General features: G+C 47.9%; 17 protein-coding genes. 10 read left to right on the top strand and 7 right to left on the bottom strand.

Features of this window, described 5'->3' with window-relative positions:
* The first annotated feature begins 125 nt into the window (after positions 1–125).
* Entirely contained in the window at positions 126–3,125 is a 3,000-nt protein-coding gene (locus tag M2137_RS04815; protein ID WP_280765333.1) for a tetratricopeptide repeat protein, read from the top strand.
* A gap of 4 nt (positions 3,126–3,129) precedes the next feature.
* Positions 3,130–4,890 carry a TonB-dependent receptor gene (locus tag M2137_RS04810; RefSeq protein ID WP_280765332.1) on the top strand — a complete coding sequence of 587 codons (1,761 nt, stop codon included), beginning with the start codon at positions 3,130–3,132 and terminating at the stop codon, positions 4,888–4,890.
* On the opposite strand, the gene M2137_RS04805 is transcribed toward M2137_RS04810, so the two are convergent.
* The 3 genes from M2137_RS04805 to M2137_RS04795 form a co-directional block, all read right to left on the bottom strand.
* The gene (locus M2137_RS04805; protein ID WP_280765331.1) at positions 4,887–5,150 is read right to left on the bottom strand and encodes a tetratricopeptide repeat protein; all 264 of its coding nucleotides are present in this window, start codon (positions 5,148–5,150) and stop codon (positions 4,887–4,889) included. The genes M2137_RS04810 and M2137_RS04805 overlap by 4 nt on opposite strands.
* A 2-nt stretch (positions 5,151–5,152) precedes the next feature.
* Positions 5,153–5,599 (bottom strand): YhcH/YjgK/YiaL family protein, encoded by a 447-nt coding sequence (locus M2137_RS04800; protein WP_280765330.1) that lies wholly within the window; start codon positions 5,597–5,599, stop codon positions 5,153–5,155.
* A 444-nt stretch (positions 5,600–6,043) separates the two neighbouring features.
* Positions 6,044–6,517, bottom strand: coding sequence for a cytidine deaminase (locus M2137_RS04795; protein ID WP_280765329.1), 474 nt, complete (start codon positions 6,515–6,517; stop codon positions 6,044–6,046).
* Between the two features lie 91 nt (positions 6,518–6,608).
* On the opposite strand from M2137_RS04795, the gene M2137_RS04790 reads away from it, so the two are divergent.
* The 7 genes from M2137_RS04790 to lpxA all read left to right on the top strand — a co-directional run bounded on the left by M2137_RS04790 (position 6,609) and on the right by lpxA (position 14,075).
* Positions 6,609–7,526, top strand: a complete 918-nt coding sequence (locus M2137_RS04790; protein WP_280765328.1) for a glucosaminidase domain-containing protein — start codon at positions 6,609–6,611, stop codon at positions 7,524–7,526.
* 109 nt (positions 7,527–7,635) lie between these two features.
* On the top strand, positions 7,636–8,802 hold the full coding sequence (locus M2137_RS04785) for an AIR synthase related protein (protein ID WP_280765327.1): 1,167 nt from the start codon (positions 7,636–7,638) through the stop codon (positions 8,800–8,802).
* Positions 8,803–8,812: 10 nt separating this feature from the next.
* Positions 8,813–9,898 (top strand): peptide chain release factor 1, encoded by a 1,086-nt coding sequence (gene prfA / locus M2137_RS04780; protein ID WP_280765326.1) that lies wholly within the window; start codon positions 8,813–8,815, stop codon positions 9,896–9,898.
* A 19-nt stretch (positions 9,899–9,917) separates the two neighbouring features.
* A complete protein-coding gene (gene pyrF / locus M2137_RS04775) occupies positions 9,918–10,760 on the top strand; it encodes an orotidine-5'-phosphate decarboxylase (protein WP_280765325.1) in 843 nt (280 codons plus the stop codon).
* An 88-nt stretch (positions 10,761–10,848) separates the two neighbouring features.
* Positions 10,849–11,892: a UDP-3-O-(3-hydroxymyristoyl)glucosamine N-acyltransferase gene (lpxD, locus tag M2137_RS04770; RefSeq protein WP_280765324.1), complete on the top strand. Its 1,044-nt coding sequence runs from the start codon at positions 10,849–10,851 to the stop codon at positions 11,890–11,892.
* 4 nt (positions 11,893–11,896) lie between these two features.
* Complete coding sequence (locus M2137_RS04765) at positions 11,897–13,282, top strand: bifunctional UDP-3-O-[3-hydroxymyristoyl] N-acetylglucosamine deacetylase/3-hydroxyacyl-ACP dehydratase (RefSeq protein ID WP_280765323.1); 1,386 nt, start codon at positions 11,897–11,899, stop codon at positions 13,280–13,282.
* Positions 13,283–13,292: 10 nt separating this feature from the next.
* The gene (lpxA, locus tag M2137_RS04760) at positions 13,293–14,075 is read left to right on the top strand and encodes an acyl-ACP--UDP-N-acetylglucosamine O-acyltransferase (RefSeq protein WP_280765322.1); all 783 of its coding nucleotides are present in this window, start codon (positions 13,293–13,295) and stop codon (positions 14,073–14,075) included.
* A gap of 4 nt (positions 14,076–14,079) precedes the next feature.
* Here the strand turns inward: lpxA and lptB are convergent, their stop codons facing one another.
* The 4 genes from lptB to M2137_RS04740 form a co-directional block, all read right to left on the bottom strand.
* Positions 14,080–14,835, bottom strand: a complete 756-nt coding sequence (gene lptB / locus M2137_RS04755; protein WP_280765321.1) for an LPS export ABC transporter ATP-binding protein — start codon at positions 14,833–14,835, stop codon at positions 14,080–14,082.
* 127 nt (positions 14,836–14,962) lie between these two features.
* On the bottom strand, positions 14,963–15,604 hold the full coding sequence (locus tag M2137_RS04750; protein WP_280765320.1) for an outer membrane beta-barrel protein: 642 nt from the start codon (positions 15,602–15,604) through the stop codon (positions 14,963–14,965).
* Positions 15,605–15,679: 75 nt separating this feature from the next.
* Positions 15,680–17,983, bottom strand: coding sequence for a TonB-dependent receptor (locus M2137_RS04745; RefSeq protein ID WP_280765319.1), 2,304 nt, complete (start codon positions 17,981–17,983; stop codon positions 15,680–15,682).
* Between the two features lie 150 nt (positions 17,984–18,133).
* Complete coding sequence (locus M2137_RS04740; RefSeq protein ID WP_280765318.1) at positions 18,134–18,487, bottom strand: hypothetical protein; 354 nt, start codon at positions 18,485–18,487, stop codon at positions 18,134–18,136.
* A gap of 835 nt (positions 18,488–19,322) precedes the next feature.
* Between M2137_RS04740 and dnaE the strand changes: the two genes are divergently transcribed.
* Positions 19,323–22,874 carry a DNA polymerase III subunit alpha gene (dnaE, locus tag M2137_RS04735; RefSeq protein WP_280765317.1) on the top strand — a complete coding sequence of 1,184 codons (3,552 nt, stop codon included), beginning with the start codon at positions 19,323–19,325 and terminating at the stop codon, positions 22,872–22,874.
* Positions 22,875–22,886: the final 12 nt, after the last annotated feature.

Below are 22,886 nucleotides of genomic sequence, written 5' to 3'. Positions count from 1 at the left end.
CTGCGCCTATGGCTTGCACGGGGTTATCCACATAGAAGTCCTTGCGGACTTTAACTGAACCGAAGGTCGCCGCTCACGGCAATGGTTACTTTGTTAGGTATTAGTACAAAAAAGCTTAAGCAGTGATGAGAAAATTACTTATTCCATTATGCCTGATCCTGGCCTCTCATGGGGCCATCGGGCAGCGAACCTATCAGTTCGAATCACCCAATCGTTTGTTTATTGAAGGGAAAGAGTTGTTTGAGTTGAAAAACTATGCGGGAGCGATCGATAAGCTTCAGGCTTTCAAGCAGCAACCTATCGACACCGACAGTCGCCAGGAGGCCGATTACATGATCGCCTCTGCCTTTTTTCAGCAAGGACGCGGCGAGGCCGAACTGGTATTAAAGGATTTTCTGGACACCTATCCCGACACGCGCCATGCGGATGAGATCAATTATATGATCGGTTCGGTTCACTTTGGGAAAGAAGAGTATCAGAAAGCGCTTTTCTGGCTGCGCGAATCGAACATCGATATGCTCAGCGCGGAACAGCAAGAGGCCTATTCATTCCGCTTAGCCTACTCCTTATTGCAGACAGGCGACAGAGGCACCGCGAAGGGTTACTTCAACCGCATCCGGCAGATAGGTTCTACCTATCGGGAAGCAGCAGCCTATTACGTGGCCTATATCGACTATGCCGAAGCCAATTATGACAGTGCCTTGCAGGAATTTGCCCGCTTACGCAATTTCAAAGCCTACGAAGAACAGTCGCTTTACTATATCACCCAAATCAATTTTATCCAGAATAAATACGAACGTGTCATACAGGAAGGCGAAGAGATGCTCTCTTTATATCCCGGCAATGAAAACAATGCTGAGGTGTATCGCATGCTGGGTAACTCCTATTACAACACAGGCAATGAAGAGAAAGCCATCGATCGCTTGAGTAAATATGTAGCGGCGGCGACCTCTCCCAAACGGGGCGATCTGTATATCCTGGGGGTCTGCTACTTTAACAAAGGAGACCAGAACCAGGCTGTTCGTTCTTTAGGACGCGTGGTGAGCGAAAACGACGAACTGACCCAGAATGCCTACCTCTATCTCGGGCAGGCCTATCTGAAACAAAAGGATAAGAACAATGCCCGAATGGCGTTCGAAGCGGCGGCTACCGCCCCGTTCAACGAGCAGATCCGCGAAGTTGCCCTCTACAATTACGCCCTGCTTATTCACGAAACCAACTTCACTGGGTTTGGCGAATCGGTTTCTATCTTCGAAGATTTCCTGAATGATTTCCCCAATTCCCGTTATGCCGATAAGGTAAACGACTACTTAGTGGAGGTTTATCTGACAACAAAGAACTACGAAGCGGCCTTGACCTCGATCGAAAAGATCAAACAACCGAGCAGTAAGATATTGGAAGCTAAACAGGATATCCTCTTGCAACTCGGTACACAGGCCTTCACAAACGTAAAAACAGACGAGGCGATCCGTTACTTCACGCGGGCAATCGATATGGGGAACCAGAATCCCGAAGCGCGTAACGAGGCCTATTTCTGGCGCGGAGAGTCCTATTATCGTTTGGAACGCTACCAACAATCCATCACGGACTACCGCACCTTTATCAATAACAGCCGTCAACGCAATACGGAAATGTTTGCCCTGGCTCATTACAATATGGCCTACGGCTACTTCAAACAAAAGAATTATCACGAAGCATTGGCAACATTCCGCCAGTACACACAACTGGAACGCAACCAACAGGCCGCCACATACGCCGATGCCTTCAACCGGATCGGCGACTGTCTGTTCCAGAACCGCCAGTTTGCCGAAGCGGAAGCCAACTACAACCGCGCGGCTCAGGCATTGCCTTCAGCCGGTGATTATTCGGTTTATCAGAAGGGATATGTGTTGGGATTGCAGAAAGACTACCGCGGAAAGATTGGAGAAATGGATCGTATCATCCGTGAATTCCCGGAATCTCAGTATGTCGACGATGCCTTATACGAAAAGGGACGCACCTATGTCTTATTGAATGAGCACAGCCAGGCGGTCGCTGCCTTTGAATCTTTGATGAATCAATTCCCCAACAGTAGCTTGTCGCGCAAGGCAGGCGTGCAACTGGGCCTGATCCATTTCAATACAGACCAACCGCAAAAGGCTGCCGATGCCTACAAAAAGGTAATCAGCCGCTACCCGGGAAGCGAAGAGGCTCGTGTGGCATTGAACGACCTGCGTTCGGTTTATATCGAATTGAACGATATCAATGCCTATACACAATATGTGAATTCGCTGGGCGGAAGCGTCCGCATCGAAGTAAGCGAGCAGGATTCACTCACCTACCTGGCTGCCGAACGCCTCTTTATGCGTAACGATTACGACGGAGCACGCCGCAGCCTGACCAACTACCTGCAAACATTCCCGGGTGGAGCCTTCAGCTCGAATGCCAACTATTACCTGGGGAATATTGCTTTCAGAAACAAAGAATACAACGAGGCTCACAGCTTTTTCACCCGTGTGTTGGATAGCGGCGATACCAATTTCCGCGAAGAATCGCTTGCCCGCAAGGCAGAGATCGAGTATATCGGCGAACGGTATGGCGATGCCCTGGAAACATTCAAGCAACTGCAACTCTTTGCCGAGAATCCGGTCAATAAAGAGGCTGCCAAGGTGGGTGTGATGCGTTCGGCTTATTACACCAACCAATCGCAGGATGCCCTGTTTGCCGCCAACGAACTGTTGAAAGACGGTAAGCTCTCGCCCGAACTAATTGCCGAAGCGCGCTACATTCGTGCCAAATCCAATCTGAAAGCAGGCAAAGCGACAGCCGCCATGGACGACCTCCGCGAGGTAAGCCGCGATACCCGTACCGCCTACGGAGCAGAAGCCAAATACCTGTTGGCACAGCTCTATTACGACACTAACGAAGACGCGAAAGCCATCGAACTATTGGATGATTTTGCCACAAACGGCACTCCGCACCAATACTGGTTGGCGCGTGGATTTATCCTTTGGGCTGACATCTATATCCGCCAGGGCGACAACGTGCAGGCACGGGTCTACCTGAACAGCTTAAATAATAATTACAAAGGCAATGACGATATTGCCGGCATGATAGAAGATCGTTTACAAAAAATCAAAGAGTAAGAGGATGAAAACAACGAAGTATATAAAAGCCATTGGTGCCATCGCATTTGTATTGGCTTCATTCCATGCAAACGCCCAGGAAGAGGTAAACCTCAGCCGGGAAATGACGCTCGAACGCGAATATGACCCAACGGTACAGGATGCCAATAAGGTGAATAGCCTACCCAAGGCGAAAGAGCCGGAAATACGGAAGATCCCTATCGATTATTCGGCTACGACCATCCCAGGCTTTCCTGCCAAAGAGGTGACATTGCTCCCTTCCGGCAACATTGCCGCCGAAATGGAATACAACAAACGCCGCGGATACCTGAACTTCGGGGTAGGTAATTACACCAACGTCAATGGCGATGTGGGTTACCATATCCTGAGTACACCCAAAGATCAGTTGAATATCTTTTTCTCACATCGTTCGTCGAACGGGAACATCAAGTATGTACAGGAGTGGATGGATAATGAGAAGATCAAAGCCAAACTGAACGACAACCTGGGAGGCATCAACTTCCGCCATGTGTTCGACCGCCATACCCTGACTATGGGCGGACACTACGGATACAGCGCTTTCAATTACTTCGGCATATATCCTTCCCCTATTGTAAACGGGGATGAGGATGAGGGTGATAATGTGGTGTCGCCCTACGGTGACCGCGAAACCAACCAGGTACACCAGAGTTTTGGTGCGAACCTCGGCTTGGGTACCAATCCCGGAGCCACCGATTTAGGCTATAAAATAGATCTGAGTTATACCAACTTCTCCCAGAAGTATGCCTATATGAAAGAGATTGACGGCGTCACCGAACACAGCGTGCAGGGAACAGTCGACTTCTTTGCCCCCATCGCCACCTCCCAGCAGGTGGGTGTACGGGCGAATATGAACTACTTCCTCTACAGCTCACCGCTCGACTCGGCTTACAACAACTACCTGGTCGGCACCGTCTCCCCCTATTATCAGGTGGAAGGAGGCAGCTGGCATTTGCTGTTGGGCGCCCATATCATGTTCAACACCGGCGATTTCAACATGATCCGTGTTGCTCCCAATGTAGCTTTCGATGTGGAGATAGGCGATAAGACCCAGTTTTATGCTAAAGCCGGTGGTCATGTGCGCAACAACAGCCTGTTTGAACTCTCACGGGTCAACCGCTATGCCAACCCCTGGAGCACCGGACCAAAGTCCTATAACCTATTGGATGCCATGGTGGGTATCAAGAGTGGCGTAGCCCCGGGCTTCTGGTTTGATGTGTTCGGCGGATATCAGATCACCGACTACAACTGCTTCTTTATCCCGACCGAATACAACAGCAACAGAGACTTCAGCCAGGCGATGACCTTGTTTATGCCGGATGCCAAGCACTTTCTGTTTGGTGCCTCACTGAAATATGCTTATCAGAACCTGTTTGAGGTGGGATTGAAAGGGGTGTATAACAACTGGAAGGTCACAACGGAAAACAATGACGGCGTTGTAACGGAACACAAACCGTACGGCGCTCCCGCCTTTGAGTTTACAGCCAACTTCACGCTCCGCCCGATCGAGAAACTGACCCTAGCGTTGGATTACAACCTGCAGACAGGACGTTACATCGGTCCCTCTTTTGGCGATGAGAAGATGAAAAACCTGAACGATCTCAACTTCACTGGCACCTATGCGATCAATGATACCTTCGGGTTGTATGTAAAACTCAACAACCTGCTGTTCCAGAAGTATGAGCTCTACACAGGTTATCCTATGCAGGGATTCAACCTGATGGGTGGGTTTACGCTCAGTTTCTAATGATTATACATATCCTTGTTGTAGAAATTAAGGATATCGATTAACATATTATGCGCCTGCACAGCCGGGCTATCCGGATTCAGTTCCATAGCCCGCAGGTAACTGTTCAATGCCTGCCGCGAGTCTCCCAACTTGCGGTAGGCATTGCCTCTTACGTACCATGCCTCATCCGAGGTCTCATTCGTTTCCAGGTAGCGGTCGAGCTGTTCGATCGCCTCCTCCACCCGGCCGGCATGGATTAGCTGTTTGATCTCTTCCATCCTTACAATTTTACTTTCACCACCACCTTGCGGATCGTTCCCTCGCCTATACCAGGCGCATGTCCGTCTTCCGGAAAATAGATCGCAAACTCACCCGGATGGATGGTTGTATACGAGGTTGGTTTGTCGGCAAAGAAGGTGATATCCTTCTCGTCGTTATAGGGTTTCGTCGTCTCCTCAAGATCGCTTCCGGCCTTCCAGCCAATCGTCTCCACCCCCGAGAGCGGCATCTGTATATCGATGTATTTATCGTGTGTTTCCATCGCTGCCGCCTCTTTGGTCTTCGCTTCGATGGTATTAATATTCAGCCACATCCGGTCGCCTTCCAGTTCGTAACGCCCATCCGACAAACTATTCAGGTCAGTGGAAAGGATATAATCAAAAGCCTTCTTAAACAAGGGGTGTAAAGCCTCCACCCAAGCGGTGTTTTGTAATGAATCGTGTATCATGTCTTTTCTATTTATGAATTCCAGCATAAAACTACGAAATAATAACGGAAAAGCGATTCTACTACCTCCCTATTGTGTAACGATTCAGCCATTCCGAAAATGTAACAAAATGTTAAATCAACCCTTTTCGACAAAAACCCCAATTTACGATTTGTAATTTCCGCCCGACTTTGCGCGCAAAAAAGCGGGACTTTGGAGACAAACTCCCGGGAGAAACATTTTTTAACGTATGAGATTGTAAGCAAAATGATCATTTTGCTTACAATCGATATTTTAACATTTGGGATTTTTTTGGGAGGGGGAGGAGGCGAAAACAGACGCATCAATAACAATCGTTTTCTTAATAAAGAATTCGAAAGCAATTATTTTATTTATTTCTACGATGGATCAGAAATATACACTTTGTTTTATATTCAACATTTCGCACACAACTCCGGAGCAAGACTAAAGCTCCTCTTCCGAAAACGACAGTGGCAACAAACTCTTTACAGAAGAGAGGATCTGCACCTTTTCTTTGCCGCAAAGCAATATACGGATAGGCGACCCGCCTCGTTTTTCCTGTTCCAACATGACCTGGCGACAATTCCCGCAGGGCGAGATCCGTTCTGTCACCTGATCTTTCTTCATCGCTACGACGGCAATATCACGAATAGCTACTTTGGGATAAAGAACGCCTGCCTGCGTAAGGGCAGCTACTTCGGCACACACACACGAAGGGGAGGCAGCGTTTTCCTGATTGCTTCCTACAACCATCTTCCCATTGGTTAACATCAAGGCTGCACCCACATGAAAATGAGAATAGGGAGCATAGGCATCGCGGGCTGCCGCTATGGCTCTGTTCATCAGCTCCGCATCCAAAGGTGATAATTCAGCAACAGAAAGTTCTTCGAATTTCACGTCAACTTTTATTTCTTTCATGGCAATAAGGATTATTAATACCAACAAATATAAAGAATAAATTCAATAATCCTATCTTTGCGGGAAGTAATTTATAATGAGATCGTTTGTCATGACAATAAAACATCGTTATTTTATTTTTTTGCTATTGATATTTACAACGGCAACCGTTACGGCTCAGCGTAAGAATCCCTCTTATCAAAAATATATCGACAAATACAGTAGCCTTGCTGTCGAGCATCAGCGCAAATATGGTATTCCCGCCAGCATCACACTGGCGCAGGGAATTTTGGAATCGGGTGCCGGGCAAAGCAAACTGGCACGCGAATCAAATAATCATTTTGGCATCAAATGTCATTCCGATTGGAAAGGGGAGCGTGCCTATCACGACGATGATGCTCGCGGAGAATGTTTTCGCAAATACCGCAAGGTGGAAGATTCCTATGAAGACCATTCGCACTTTTTGGCAGATCGACCGCGCTATGCCTCTCTTTTCAAGTTGCGCATAACCGACTACAAAGCATGGGCACAGGGTCTGCAGAAATGTGGATACGCGACCGATAGAGCCTACGCCAACAAACTGATCAAGATGATCGAAGACTATGAATTATATCGTTTCGACAGCGGAAAAGGCGCTAAAAAGGTCTCTGCAAAAGAGATCGAAAAACAGATCAAATCGGAACCGAAACACCGGCGAAACGTGTATAAGACACACGGGCTGATCTATGTGCAAGCATTAAATAACGATAGCTTTGAGAAAATCGCATACGACTTGGACTTCAAAGTGAAAAACCTACGCAAATACAATGAAGTGCCGGAAGACTTCCCATTGCAACCGGGTGATATCGTTTATCTGCAGAAAAAGAAAAAGAAAGCCGACAAGCCTTATTACGATCATGTGGTGGTGATCGGGGAGTCAATGCATAGCATTGCACAGCAATATGGCATACAGATAAAGAGCCTTTATAAAATGAATAAAAAGGATCCGGAATACATCCCTGAGGAGGGGGATGTATTAAAGCTACGCTGATAGAGGGAAAAATGACCATCTCTATAGCTGTATGAACCAAAGAATTGTCAATTGTCAATTGTCAATTAACAATTAAAGAGTTACCTTTGTCACCCAAAAACAGAAGGTAATGAGCGACAAACGTTATAATCAGCGTGGAGTTTCCGCTTCCAAAGAAGATGTACACAATGCGATAAAGAATATCGATAAGGGATTATTCCCTTTCGCTTTCTGTAAGATTATCCCTGACATATTGGGGGGTGATCCTGATTATTGTAATATCATGCATGCGGATGGGGCGGGAACCAAATCCTCCCTGGCCTATATGTATTGGAAAGAGACAGGCGATCTCTCGGTATGGAAAGGCATTGCGCAGGACGCACTCATTATGAATATCGATGATCTGCTTTGCGTAGGAGCGACGGACAATATCTTAGTCTCTTCTACCATCGGACGCAACAAACACCTAATCACCGGCGAGGTGATTGCAGAGATCATCAATGGCACCGACGAATTGTTGGCGGAACTGCGCGAATTGGGATTCGGATGCTATCCTACCGGTGGAGAAACGGCCGATGTGGGCGACCTGGTGCGTACCATCATCGTCGACAGCACGGTGACCTGCCGCATGAAGAGAGCCGATGTGATCGACAATGCCCGTATTCAGGGCGGTGATGTGATTGTCGGACTGGCATCCTACGGGAAGGCAACCTACGAAAAGGAATACAATAGCGGTATGGGAAGCAACGGGCTTACCTCGGCGCGCCACGATGTGTTTGCCAAGTACCTGACGCAGAAATACCCGGAAAGTTATGATAACGCAACTCCCGACGATCTTGTTTATTCAGGGAATCTGAAGTTGACCGATGTGATCGAGGAGATAGGCATGACAGCCGGTAAGATGGTTTTATCGCCGACCCGCACCTATGCCCCGGTGATCAAGCAGTTGCTCGACAAACTACGTCCTGAGATTCACGGGATGGTTCATTGTTCGGGCGGGGCTCAGACAAAGGTGATGCATTTTGTACACAACAAACGGGTGGTAAAGAACAATCTTTTCCCCATCCCGCCGCTGTTCCGTATCATTCAGGAACAGAGCGCGACAAGCTGGGATGAGATGTATAAGGTATTCAATATGGGACACCGCATGGAGATCTATCTGTCCGAAGAACATGCCGGGGAGGTGATCGATATATCCCGTCAATTCGGCATTGAGGCACAAATCGTAGGCTATGTCGAAGAGGCACCGGCGAACGAGCTGATCATCGAAAGCGAAAAGGGTCGCTTTGTTTATTGATAAAAATTAAATGGCTGATAACAGTTTATTACATAGATTAGACGGACTGGTAAGCCGTTTCGAAGAAGTAAGTACATTGATTACCGACCCGGCAGTGATTGCCGATATGAAACGGTATGTCAAGCTGAATAAGGAATATCACGATCTGGAGAAGATCATCCAGGCAAGAGCAGAATATATTCGCAACCTGAACGGGATGGAAGAGGCTCGACAGCTTTTGGACAGCGAACAGGATCCCGAATTGCGCGAGATGGCCAAGGAGGAACTGGAAAACTGTACCCGGCGGATTCCGGAACTGGAGGAAGAGATCAAATTGCTGTTGATCCCGGCCGATCCGGAAGATGGCAAAAACGCGATTCTGGAAATACGCGGAGGAACCGGTGGCGATGAAGCGGCGATCTTTGCCGGCGACCTGTTCCGAATGTATCTGAAATATTGCGAATCGAAAGGTTGGAAAACCGAGGTGACCAGCAGTAGCGAAGGCTCGTCGGGTGGTTTCAAAGAAATAATCCTCACCGTAAGCGGTGATAATGTGTACGGAACGCTTAAATATGAGAGTGGCGTACACCGGGTACAACGTATTCCGGCCACGGAAACACAAGGAAGGGTACACACATCGGCAGCATCGGTAGCCGTTCTTCCCGAAGCGGAAGAGGTAGATGTGGAGATCAATCCCGCCGACCTGGAGTTTCAAACCGCCCGTTCCAGCGGGGCTGGCGGACAGAACGTAAACAAGGTGGAAACGAAAGTGCAGCTTTATCATAAGCCTACCGGGATACAGATCCAATGTCAGGTGTCGCGTTCGCAGTTGGCCAACAAAGAGATGGCGTTGCAGATGCTTCGTACCCGTCTCTATGATATGAAAATGCAGGAACATCTGTCGGCCATTTCATCGAAAAGAAAAACGATGGTATCGACCGGTGACCGTTCGGCGAAGATCCGTACCTACAACTATCCGCAGGGACGTATTACGGATCATCGTATCAACTATACGATTTATAATCTTTCGGCATTTATGGATGGTGACATACAAGATTGTATCGATCACCTGATCGTAGCGGAAAATGCGGAGAGAATGAAAGAATCAGAACTCTAAAAATAACTCATTGGTTATTATGAACAAACAACAACTATTCGAAAACATACAAAGGAAACAATCGTTCCTGTGCGTCGGCCTGGATACCGACCTGAAGAAAATACCCCAACACCTGTTGCAGGAAGCAGATCCGATCCTGTCGTTTAATAAAGCAATCATTGACGCAACGGCCGACTACTGCGTAGCTTACAAGCCGAACCTGGCCTTCTACGAAAGCCTGGGTACCAAAGGAATGCTTGCTTTTGAAGAGACAGTACGATATATACGGGAGAACTATCCCGATCAATTCATTATTGCGGATGCCAAACGTGGAGATATTGGTAATACCTCCGAGATGTACGCGCGTTCGTTCTTCGATCATGTCAAGGTAGATGCCGTTACGGTAGCCCCTTATATGGGCGAAGACAGTGTGAAGCCTTTCCTGGTGTACCCGGAGAGCTGGGTTATACTGTTGGCGTTGACCTCCAACAAAGGGTCACAGGATTTCCAGTTTATGACGGATGCCAACGGTGAGCGCCTGTTTGAAAAGGTATTGAAGAAGTCGCAGGAATGGGCGACAGACGATCAGATGATGTATGTGGTTGGCGCGACCCAGGGTGAGATGTTCTTAGATATCCGTAAGTGTGCACCCGATCATTTCCTGCTGGTACCCGGTGTTGGTGCGCAGGGAGGCAGTCTGGAAGAGGTGGCTCGCTACGGGATGAACGACCAATGCGGCCTGTTAGTGAATTCTTCCCGGGCGATTATCTATGCCGATCATACGGAAGATTTTGCGCGGGTAGCACGTGAAGCGGCGCGCGAAGTGCAACAGGAAATGGCCTTGTATCTGCTTGATAAAGGAATAATTCTCCGCAAATCATAGGCGATACGAGGATTTTTTCTCATTTTTGCATTTTTGGTTACAATGAAAAGTTCGTAAAATTAGAGTGTAATTAATATATTTGACAGCAATGGAGTTTACTGCTCAACAAATCGCTGCTTTTTTAAAAGGTACAGTGGAAGGCGATCCGGAAGTAAAAGTGTGTACATTCTCAAAGATTGAAGAAGCCCAATCCGGTTCAATCACCTTTCTGGCCAACCCCAAATACGCGCATTATATTTATGAGACAGAGGCCAGTATCGTCCTTGTCAACCAGGATTTTGTGCCTGAAAAACCAATGAAAGCAACCCGGATAAGGGTGGCCAATGCGTATGCCTCCTTAGCCATGCTCCTGAATATGGTCGAACAGGCTAAGCCAAAGAAGACAGGAGTGGACGCTAATGCATCTATTGCCGCTTCCGCCTCGCTGGGAGAGGATTGTTATGTAGGCAGTTTTGCTTATATCGGAGAAGGGGCAAAGATCGGTGCCGGCAGCAAAATATATCCGTTTGCCTATATCGGTGACAACGTAACGGTAGGAGAAAACAGTATCGTCTACCCGCATGTGTCGGTGTATGCCGACTGTCGCATAGGCGATCGTTGCATTATTCACTCCGGAGCCGTGGTCGGTTCCGACGGTTTTGGTTTCGCACCCGACGGAGAGAACTACAATAAGATCCCGCAGGTGGGGAATGTTGTATTGGAAGACGACGTAGAGATCGGAGCCAATACGGCTATCGACCGTGCGGTGATGGGCTCGACCCTCATTCGCAAAGGGGTGAAATTAGACAATCTGATCCAGATTGCCCATAACGTAGAGGTAGGCGAAAACACGGTAATGGCCTCACAAGTGGGTATTGCCGGTTCTACTAAAATAGGCAAGCACTGTATGTTTGGCGGACAAGTCGGCCTGGGAGGCCATATTACGATTGGCGATAATGTCAATCTGGGTGCTCAGTCGGGCGTCATAAGCAACCTGAAAGAGGGATCAAACCTGATGGGTTCGCCCGCCATAGAGGTAAAAACATTTTTCAAATCCAGCGCTGTCATACGCCGCCTGCCGGATATCTATAGATCCTTAGGGGAGATGCAGCGGGAGATCGAACAACTCAAAGAAAAACTTAACAATCAATAAGTATATGCAAAAACAAAAGACGCTTGCGAATAGTTTCTCTTTAGCAGGCAAAGGGCTGCACTCAGGCCTGGATATCAAAATCACTTTCCATCCCGCACCAGAGCACCACGGATATAAGATCAAACGTGTCGATCTGGAAGATCAGCCCGTTATTGACGCCCTTGCCGAAAATGTTGTAAACACACAGCGTGGTACTGTTATTGCGAAAAACAATGTGCAGATAAGCACCATAGAGCATGCCATGGCGGCTCTGTATGCAGCTGAAATCGACAATTGCCTGATCGAAGTAAACGCTCCGGAGTTTCCAATTCTGGACGGTAGCTCTATCTTCTTCACAGAAGCGATCGAAAAGGTTGGTGTGAAAGAGCAAGATGCCCCGAAAGACTTTTATATTGTCAAGCATAAGATAGAGGTTGTCGACGAAAAGACAGGCTCTTCCCTGATCATTCTTCCCGATGATAAATTCAGTCTGAATGTACTTATCTCATTCGACTCCCCCATATTATCCAATCAATATGCCACTTTAGACGACCTGAGCGACTTCTCAAAAGAGATGGCTGCCTCACGTACGTTTGTTTTTGTGCGCGAAGTGGAAGCTTTATTGCAGAACAACCTGATCAAAGGGGGCGATCTGGATAACGCTATCGTTATTTATGATAAGAAAATCCCGCAAGAATCATTGGATCAACTGGCCGATATGATGGGGCTTCCGCATAAGAATGTGCAGGAGATGGGTTATATCAACAACAAACCCCTTGTGTTTGTCAACGAACCGGCTCGCCATAAACTGATCGATGTGATTGGCGATATCGCCCTGATCGGCAAGCCGATCCGCGGACGTATCATTGCTACACGCCCGGGACATAAGATCAACAACCAGATGGCGCGTACGATCCGCAAGGATATCAAATTAAATGACGTGCAGGCACCGGTATATGATCCGAACATAGCTCCGGAGATGGATATCAACCGCATCCGTGAGTTGTTGCCGCACCGCTATCCTTTCCTTTTGGTCGATAAGATCATAGAGGTAGGAAGCCAGCACATTGTGGGTGTTAAGAATATCACCACAAACGAACCTTTCTTCACGGGTCACTTCCCGCAGGAACCGGTTATGCCGGGTGTGTTGCAGGTCGAAGCTATGGCACAGGCCGGCGGATTGCTTGTTCTCAACTCCGTGGAAGATCCGGAACGCTATTCGACCTACTTTATGAAGATAGATAATGTGAAGTTCCGCCAGAAGGTGGTACCGGGTGATACCCTTATCCTCCGCCTGGAGATGACAAGTCCTATCCGCCGTGGCATCGCTACGATGAAGGGATATGCCTTCGTTGGCGAGAAACTGGTAAGCGAAGCGGAATTTATGGCGCAAATAATAAAAAATAAATAATAATACAGATATGAGTATTTCACCTTTAGCTGTTGTTCATCCCGAAGCAAAGATTGGGGAGAATGTAACTATCGATCCTTTCGCCGTTATTGAAGCAGATGTTGTTATCGGTGACAACTGTCGCATTTACCCACATGCCACCATTCTGGATGGTGCGCGTATCGGAAGTGATTGTTCCATATTTCCCGGAGCCGTTATCGCCGGTATTCCGCAAGACTTGAAATTTGTGGGAGAGAAAACAACGGTAGAGATTGGCAATCACACCACCATTCGTGAATGTGTCACGATCAATCGTGGAACGAAAGCCAAAGGAAGAACCGTCGTCGGCAGCCACTGTCTGATCATGGCCTATTCGCATATCGCTCACGATTGTATTCTGAAAGATCATATCATCGTTGGTAATGCGACCCAGTTGGCCGGCGAAGTAGAGGTAGATGATTATGCCATTATAAGCGGCGGAACCCTGGTACACCAGTTCACCCGCATCTCATCGCATGTCATGATTCAGGGAGGTTCGCGCGTAGGGAAAGATATTCCTCCGTACACCTTGATCGGACGCGACCCGATTGTGTATTGTGGGATTAATATTGTTGGATTGCGTCGGCGCGGATTCACCAACGACCAGGTATTCCTTATCCAGGATATCTACCGTACGCTTTACACGCGCGGGCTTAACAACTCGCAGGCTATCCACAGCATTGAAACAGAATACGAACCGAGTAAAGAGCGTGATCTGATTCTCGGCTTTATTAAATCTTCTGAAAGAGGTATAGTAAGAGGCTCTATTGATTAGAGCCTTAGCCTTGGAAATCCTTTTTCCGCAACACAAAGTCTTTACCCAGGTATTTCTCGCGCACAATCTCATTGTCAGCGAGTTGCTCGGCTGATCCCTGGAAAAGCACCTTTCCTTCAAACAACAGGTAAGCACGGTCGCAGATACTCAGTGTTTCGTACACATTATGGTCGGTAATCAGAATACCGATGTTCTTGTGTTTCAACTGCGCCACAATCATTTGAATATCCTGCACAGCAATCGGGTCGACGCCGGCAAACGGTTCGTCGAGCATAATGAATTTCGGGTCGATCGCCAGGCAACGGGCTATCTCCGCGCGACGACGCTCCCCTCCCGATAGCTGGTCGCCCAGGTTTCTGCGCACCTTCTGCAAACCAAATTCAGCAATCAGGCTTTCCAGTTTATCTTTTTGGTAATCCATCGGCTTATCGGTCATTTCCAATACCGAACGAAGATTGTCTTCCACCGTCATCTTCCGGAAGATAGAGGCCTCCTGCGCCAGGTAGCCGATACCGTGGCGGGCACGTTTATAGACCGGAAACTTAGTGATTTCCATATCATTCAGGAATATCCTTCCTTCGTTGGGCGTTACCAGTCCAACCGTCATATAAAACGTCGTCGTCTTACCGGCCCCGTTCGGACCCAGCAGACCCACGATTTCACCCTGTTTCACATTAATGGAAACATGATTTACCACCGTTCTCGTCCGGTATTTCTTTACCAGATCCTCTGTCCGGAGAATCATCTCTTCATTTTCCATACCTCTTTCATATCTTTCATGCAAAGAAACAAAAAACTAATGAATTATGCGTAAGCCCCTGGGAACAATCCATCGTTTTCCCTTTTATCGTGTAAAAAAGAGTAACCGCACTGCCTCTCCAATCCATTCAGTGATGGGTGCGGAAGTAATATCCGATAGAAAAGGTAACATTGTTCTGATAGACTGGCGATTCGCCTTCACGAACAACCGCCCGGCGATCGAGGGTGCCACCGTTGATATTGACCGAAAGGAAGTATCTCCGATAGGCAACGGCAAATCCGGCATTGATGCCCAGGTCAAAGGCCTTCAGGTCTTTTTCGGCCGTATGTCCGAAAAGCAGGTGCTGATTCTCTTCCCGGCTGGTCATATGCCCGAATAGCGAGAAATCGAGGGAGGGACCGGCATACAGGCTTATCCGTATATCGTAAAACGGGAAGGTCCAAGCCAGGTTGATCGGAATATGAAGCGAGTTATACCAGCATCTGTTGTAAAAAGCCATCCCCTCTATGTCTTGTCCCGAATACCAAGAGCCGCCCTGGTTTACCAGAGCCAGCTCGGTTCGAACGGATAATCGCTTATAGATGAAATGTAAAGGAATATCGGCCATACCAGCCACACTGAATCCCATACGGGAGCCCGACTCATTTTTGTCGCCAACCTTTTGCACAAGCGAAGAATACGACCCTCCGGCACGTACGCCCCATGCTATTTGCCCCCAAACAGGAAAAGCCAATAGGAGTATCAGAGCGATTAATGTTGCTTTTTTCATCGTTTCTTCTTTGTTTCCCACAAAGATAACCACATCCGCAGAAATTCATATCATTCTGTCGATATTTGGAAGAAATTAATAACTCAACTTGCATCCCAGAAAGAAGCTGCGAGGGAGAGAGGGACCATACACATATCCGGCATCGCGGTCGGGACCTTTGTCGTGATCGCTCTGAAAGGCATTGAAGATGTTTTGTATGCCTCCGTTGATCTGCAAGGTGGTGGAGCGAAACAGCGGTATATCGTAGGTGAGTTTCACATTCATGTCGAAGAAGGTCGGTGTTGTCTCTTCGCGATCCTCGGGGATAGCTCCTTCATAGTGCTGCACCAGCATACTCCCGGTATAGGTTCCGGTCAGCGAAATGCCCAGTCGCCGGATCGGTGTGAAGGTAGAAGTGAAGTAGCCGTAGAAGTCGGGCGAGCGAAACATCTTCTTTTGCGGCTCGATATTTTCGTTCTCACTCCAGCTCTCCGCCTCTTTATAGCGACTGCGTTGCAAGGTGGCGCCTGCCTGTATCTGCATCCAGGAGTAAGCCACTTTAGCTTCCATATTGATCCCCATCACACGGGCTCCCGATCCGTTGCGACGTTCGAGCAACAGATTGCCCTGACTGTCGCGCCCATTTTCTTCTAAGATGAATACATGCCGGAGGTCTGTGTAGAACCCTTCGACCAGAAAGTTGGTTTGTACCCCTCCGAAGCGATGATAAAAGTCGACAGAGGCGCTCAGGCTTTGTGAGTTTTCCTCTTCCAGGTCGTCGGCCAGGCTGATCAGCGCCACATCACCCCCTACGGCAGTGATATGCAGGTCTTCGTCGAATGCCTGTGGAGCACGAAAACCACTGGAATAAGAGAGGCGCAGGTTGATGTTTTCGGTCGGGTTATAACGCATATTTGCCCGGGGACTGAAGATCGCATGATCGATCAGGTTATGTTTGTCTAAACGGCCGCCGATCAGGAAACTCCATCGGTTGTTTTTCCATTCGTTTTGCAGAAAGGCACTTTCGATATGCGTAGTCTGTTCGATCGTACGGTTATATCCCAGCATACGGTCCTGCAGGTCGTCGTAGCTGTATTCCAATCCGCCGGTGAGTTGCGCCGGCATGAAAAGCAGGTGATCCATATCGTAGGAATACTGCGCTCCCCCGACAAAGGTGAGGTCGGTCGTGCTGCCGTATGCCTTGTCGTTAAACCCGGCGCCGTAATAACTTTTGCGAGCGGTATGTTGCGCGGAGGTATAGAGGTTGAGGTGGTGTTTGTAATCTTTCGAGAAAAGATCGAATTTCAATCCGCCGCCATTGATGTCGTGATCGGTTTGTTCCGTGATATTCGTTTCATGGGGTTGGAGGTCTAACTGGTCGCCCCCACGGCGAAATTCCGTTATGTTATGATATTCAAAGGTGAGTTTGGAGTAGGTGCTTGTCTTGAGGTATGAGCGGAATCCCAATGTTTTGGCATTCAGAAGTCCCAACTCCGTGAATCCGTCGTTGTCGTGATCGTAAGCCGAACGGTAACGCTTCTGCCCAAAAATGTAGATGCCGGCTTTGTGGTCGTCGGTCACTAACGAAGCGTTGAATGTGGTGTTGTTGTCGGGACGCTCACCGCCTACCATCGTCAGCGAGTGGGCTATTTGTGCCGAATTGCGAAGAGGCTCTTTGGTGATGATATTGATGGTGCCCGCAATGGCGGAAGAACCAAAGAGCGCAGAGCCTCCGCCACGCATGATTTCGACACGTTCTATCATGTTGGCCGGAATCTGTTCCAGCCCGTACACGCCGGTTAAGGCGCTGAATATCGGTCGGCTATCCACCAGAATCTGGGTGTAAGGCCCTTCCAGCCCATTGATGCGCACCTGTTGGAATCCACAGTTCTGGCAATTGTTTTCCACACGAATGCCCGGTTGGAAGTTCAGTCCACCGGCCAGGGTGGTCGAATGGGTGGTTTCAAATGTTTTTGTATCCAACACATTGACTAATGAGGGAGCCAGTCGACGGGTCGTTTCGTTGCGATTGGCAGAGACAACCACCCCATCCAATGAAATGGCGTCTTCTTCGGCGTCGAAGTTTACCTCGAGTGTTTTCCCTTTTTTTAATGTAAATTCCCTCGTTTGGGTGATATACCCCAGCGACTTCATGGATATCCGGAATTTCCCCTCCGGCAGATTCTTCAGGTAGTAGTGGCCGGTGGCATCGGTCATGGTTCCGATGGTGGTGCCTTCCAGGTAGATATTGATGAACGAGAGGTGTTCGCCGGTTTTTTTCTCTATCACGTGCCCAATGATATTGGCATCGGAAGGATTCAATACGACGTCGTCGTCGGCCCAAGCTGTAAAGGCCGGCAAACAGATAAACAGGAATACTAAAAGGATACTATTTTTCATTATTATATTTTTTAGGAGATAAACAAAAGGAGATTATTCTCACACTTTTTTTAGCGTTGAGATTTTTTCTCACGCGGTGAAAAAGGCTAAACAACAACACTTTCACAAAAGTGTCTGTCAACCGAAAAAAAAGGCTGTTATCCGGGAGGATCAGGCGGCAGGCGGCGCCCGGAGTGAATGGTTGCAGAGATAGGTATCTATGACAACATAGGATGGGTTGGAATGAAAAACAAAAATAATCGGTTGGATACTCTTTTCTACGCATAGGGTATGTACGGCTCCATCCAGGGCATGGATGGACGACAAGGCGTGGAAGAGAACCATTTCGGCCAGCGAGTGATGGGTGTGAGGCGTTTGATCGGGTGCTTTTTGAAACGGGTGGGCATGTACGATTGTTACCCCGTTTTCAATGTGAATATGCGTATTGCAGGCTACGATCCCATAGTACATTATAAATAATGCCGGAAGTAGCCATTTGCACACCTTATGTATTTCTTGCCTCAACAGATGATTTATATTTTATTTTTCCGGCAACAAAGATACGACAAAGTGTGGAGCGTAGTTATAGGATGATTAAATATACCTATTTGTAGGTAGTGGTAAGATTGGATGGAAATCGAAGATCGGCGGAATAATCAAATGAGGTAATATGTGAAGGTTATAGAAATCACTATCCAAGGCTCCCCTTCTTAGAAAAGAAGGGGGTGGACCATCGCTTGCGATGGTGGGGTAGTTTGATGTATTTAAAATCACACATTTGTTCTGTTTTGTGTATTTGTGACTATCAAAGAAATAGGAAAAACATTTATAAAGAATTCAAATTACCCCACCGCTGCAAGCAGCGGTCCCCCCCTTCTTTTCTAAGAAGGGGAGCTTTTAGATACTGATCTGATATACCTTGTATCTTCAACTTCTCTCCGATTTGAATATTTAAAACTGTGTAATCTGCACAATCTGTACTACTAATCACTATCCACTAACAACTGCTCTGAGGAAGCAGTTGTTTTTCAATTGTTAAAAACTCGATTGTAAGCAAAACGGACGTTTTACTTACAAATCCATACGTTAAAAAGTGTTTCTCCCGGGAGTTTGTCTCCGAAGTCCCGCTTTTTTGCGCGAAAAGTCCTGCCGAAATTACAAATCGTAAATTCGGGTTTTATCTGAAAACGGGCAAATTAACATATATTCACATTGTTGCAACCGATTTTTCCCTCCATTCAATCCTATGCAACAGAAACAAATATTCGCCGAATAATCTGAAAAAGTTATCAACAATAGGCTGTCTCTCCTATCTTCTTTTTGTAACTTTGAAGGAATTTTTCAGGAAAAAAAGACAGATATGGAACCTTTCATTCATTTACACGTACATACGCAATACTCCATGCTCGACGGGCAGGCATCGATCGATGCCCTTTTGGACAAAGCGCATAAAGATGGTATGCGAGCGATTGCAATTACCGATCATGGTAATATGTTTGGTGTCAAAGAATTTTTCAATAAGGTAAACAAACTAAACGCCAAATACAAAGGAACGCCGGAGGAAGAGGAAAAGCGGTTCAAGCCGATCCTTGGCTGCGAGTGCTACTGCGCCCGAAACGGGAGACACAACAAAGAGGGCAAAGAAAATCTGAGCGGTTGGCACCTGATTGTATTGGCCAAGACACTGAAAGGCTATAAAAACCTGATCAAGATGGTCTCGTATGCCTGGACGGAAGGGTTCTACGGGCGTCCGCGTATCGACAAAGAGTTGCTGGAGAAATACCACGAAGACCTGATCGTCACCTCCGCCTGTCTGGGGGGCGAGCTTCCACAACATATCATGAACCGAAATATTGAGGCGGCAGAAGAGTCGCTGTTGTGGTTCAAAAATCTTTTCGGTGAGGACTTCTATATCGAACTGCAACGGCATCCGACAAACGATCCGAATGCCGAGCGCGGAACCTATCCGCGGCAAGTGGAGGTCAATAAGGTGCTTATCGAATTGGCGCGCAAACATAATATCAAATTGATTGCCTCGAACGATGTGCATTTTGTGAACGCGGAAGATGCCGAAGCACACGATCGCCTGATCTGCCTCAGCACAGGGAAAGACCTGGACGATCCGTCGCGTATGCGTTACAGCAAGCAGGAATGGATGAAGACAACCGCGGAGATGAACGCCTTGTTCCAGGATGTGCCGGAGGCCTTGCGTAATACGCTCGAGATTGCTGAGAAGGTCGAGTTTTATTCGATCGACAGCGGGCCGTTGATGCCCGACTTCCCTATTCCTCCTGAGTTTAAAGACGACGACGAATACCTGCGCCACCTGACCTATCTGGGGGCGGAAAAGAAATATGGCGAACAGTTGAACGACGAAATACGGGAGCGCATCGACTTTGAATTGGAGACAATCAAAGGCATGGGATTCCCGGGATACTTCCTGATTGTGCAGGATTTTATTGCGGCGGCACGTGCGATGGGCGTGGCTGTCGGGCCGGGACGTGGCTCAGCGGCGGGTTCTGCCGTGGCCTATTGTCTGGGCATTACCGATATCGACCCGGTCAAATACGATTTGCTGTTCGAACGTTTCCTGAATCCCGACCGTATCTCGATGCCTGATATCGATGTCGATTTCGACGACGACGGGCGCGGAAAGGTATTGGACTGGGTAACCGAAAAGTACGGAAAAGAGAAGGTAGCTCATATCATCACCTACGGCACCATGGCCACCAAGTCGGCCATCAAGGATGTGGCGCGCGTACAAAAGCTGCCGCTGGCGGATTCCAACCGGTTGGCCAAGCTGGTTCCGGACAAGCTGCCCGATGGAAAAAAGGTGAACCTGCGGACAGCAATCGAACATGTTTCCGAACTCAGAGAGGCGGCCAACTCGCCGGATCCCATCATGCGCGACACCTTGAAATATGCACAGATGCTCGAAGGGAACGTGCGCAACACGGGGGTACATGCCTGTGGGGTGATCATCGGAAAATCGGACATTTCGGACACGGTGCCCGTCAGCACAGCGAAAGACAAAGAGACCGGCGAAGAGATGCTGGTGACCCAATATGAAGGCTCGGTCATTGAAGATACGGGACTGATCAAAATGGACTTCCTGGGGCTGAAGACCCTGTCGATCATCAAGGAGGCCATCGATAATATTGAGCAAACCACCGGCGTAAAGATCGACATCGACAAGATCGATATTGAGGATGCGAAAACCTATGAGTTATATAGCGCGGGAAAGACCACCGGTACGTTCCAGTTTGAATCGGCGGGGATGCAGAAATACCTGCGCGAACTGCAACCGACCAAGTTTGAGGATCTGATCGCGATGAATGCCCTGTACCGGCCGGGACCGATGGAGTATATTCCTCAGTTTATTGCCCGTAAGCATGGTAGGGAAAAGATTGCGTATGATATTCCGATTATGGAACGCTACCTGAAAGACACCTACGGTATCACGGTGTATCAGGAACAGGTCATGCTTTTGTCGCGTTTATTGGCCAACTTCACCCGGGGACAATCGGATGAGTTGCGTAAAGCGATGGGGAAAAAGCTTATCGACAAGATGAACGCCTTGAAGGAGAAGTTCCTCAGTGGCGGGAAGGCGAACGGACATGATGAGAAGACCCTGTTGAAAATATGGGGCGACTGGGAGAAGTTTGCCTCCTATGCGTTCAACAAGAGCCATGCTACCTGCTATTCCTGGGTATCCTACCAGACGGCTTACCTGAAAGCGCACTATCCTTCCGAATATATGGCGGCGGTGTTGAGCCGGAATATTTCGAATATTACGGAAATCACCAAGTTCATGGACGAGTGTAAAGCGATGGATATTCAGGTGCTTGGTCCTGATGTCAATGAGTCGAACCTGAAGTTTGCCGTCAACAAAAAAGGAGATATCCGCTTCGGACTGGGCGCGGTGAAAGGAGTCGGCGAGAGCGCTGTGCGGAATATCATAGAGGAACGCAAAAAAGAACCTTTCAGGAGTGTGTTTGATTTCGTGGAACGTGTTTCGCTTACTACATGCAATAAGAAGAATATTGAATCCCTGGCATTGGCAGGCGCTTTCGATAATTTCGGCATCCGACGCGAACAGTTCTTCGCTGCCGGGGAAAAAGATGGGGAGATGTTCTTAGACACACTCATTCGCTACGGCAATAAATACCAGATTGATAAGGCATCGGCCGCCAATTCCCTTTTCGGCATGGACAATGTGGTGGAGATATCGAAACCGGCCATTCCGACTTGCGAATCGTGGAGCGATCTGGAACGATTGAACCGGGAGAAAGAATTGGTAGGAATCTACCTGTCGGCACATCCACTCGACGAGTATCGGGTGATTCTTACCTACGCTTGTAATACCGGCGTAGCCGAGTTGAATGATAAAGAGCTGTTGAAAGGCAGGGATATTGTATTGGGAGGGATCGTGACCGACTTCCGCGAAGGGACGACCAAAACGGGTCATCAGTATGGTATTCTCAAGATAGAAGACTTCACTGGCAGCGCCGAAATCCCATTGTTTGGAAAAGATTATATCGAACATGGGAAATACGGGCGCCCGGGCATGTATCTCTTAATACGTGGCAAAATGGAACCTCGCCGTTGGCGCGAAGAGGAATTGGAATTCAAGATTGGAACGATCGCTCTATTGCAGGATGTAAAAGAGACACTGATTGAATCTATAAGGATTACATTTCCGATACATTGTCTAAACGATAAAATAATAAACGAATTGTCTGTATTGATCAAGAACAATCCGGGAAATAGCTTGTTATACTTCAAAATGGTCGACAAAGAGTATAATGTGATGCTCGATTTTATTTCAAAAGATATTAAATTGGAAGTAACCCTTGAACTGATTGACTTTCTGAAAAGCAACGAGGAAATCGAGTTTAAAATAAACGGATAGCTCTTGCCTGAG

Origin of the sequence: Parabacteroides sp. PFB2-10, assembly GCF_029893085.1 — a bacterium.
In the GTDB taxonomy this organism is placed as follows: domain Bacteria; phylum Bacteroidota; class Bacteroidia; order Bacteroidales; family Tannerellaceae; genus QVMG01.
Note: the sequence above shows the minus strand (reverse complement) of the source record. Positions and strands in the feature narration are given on the sequence as shown.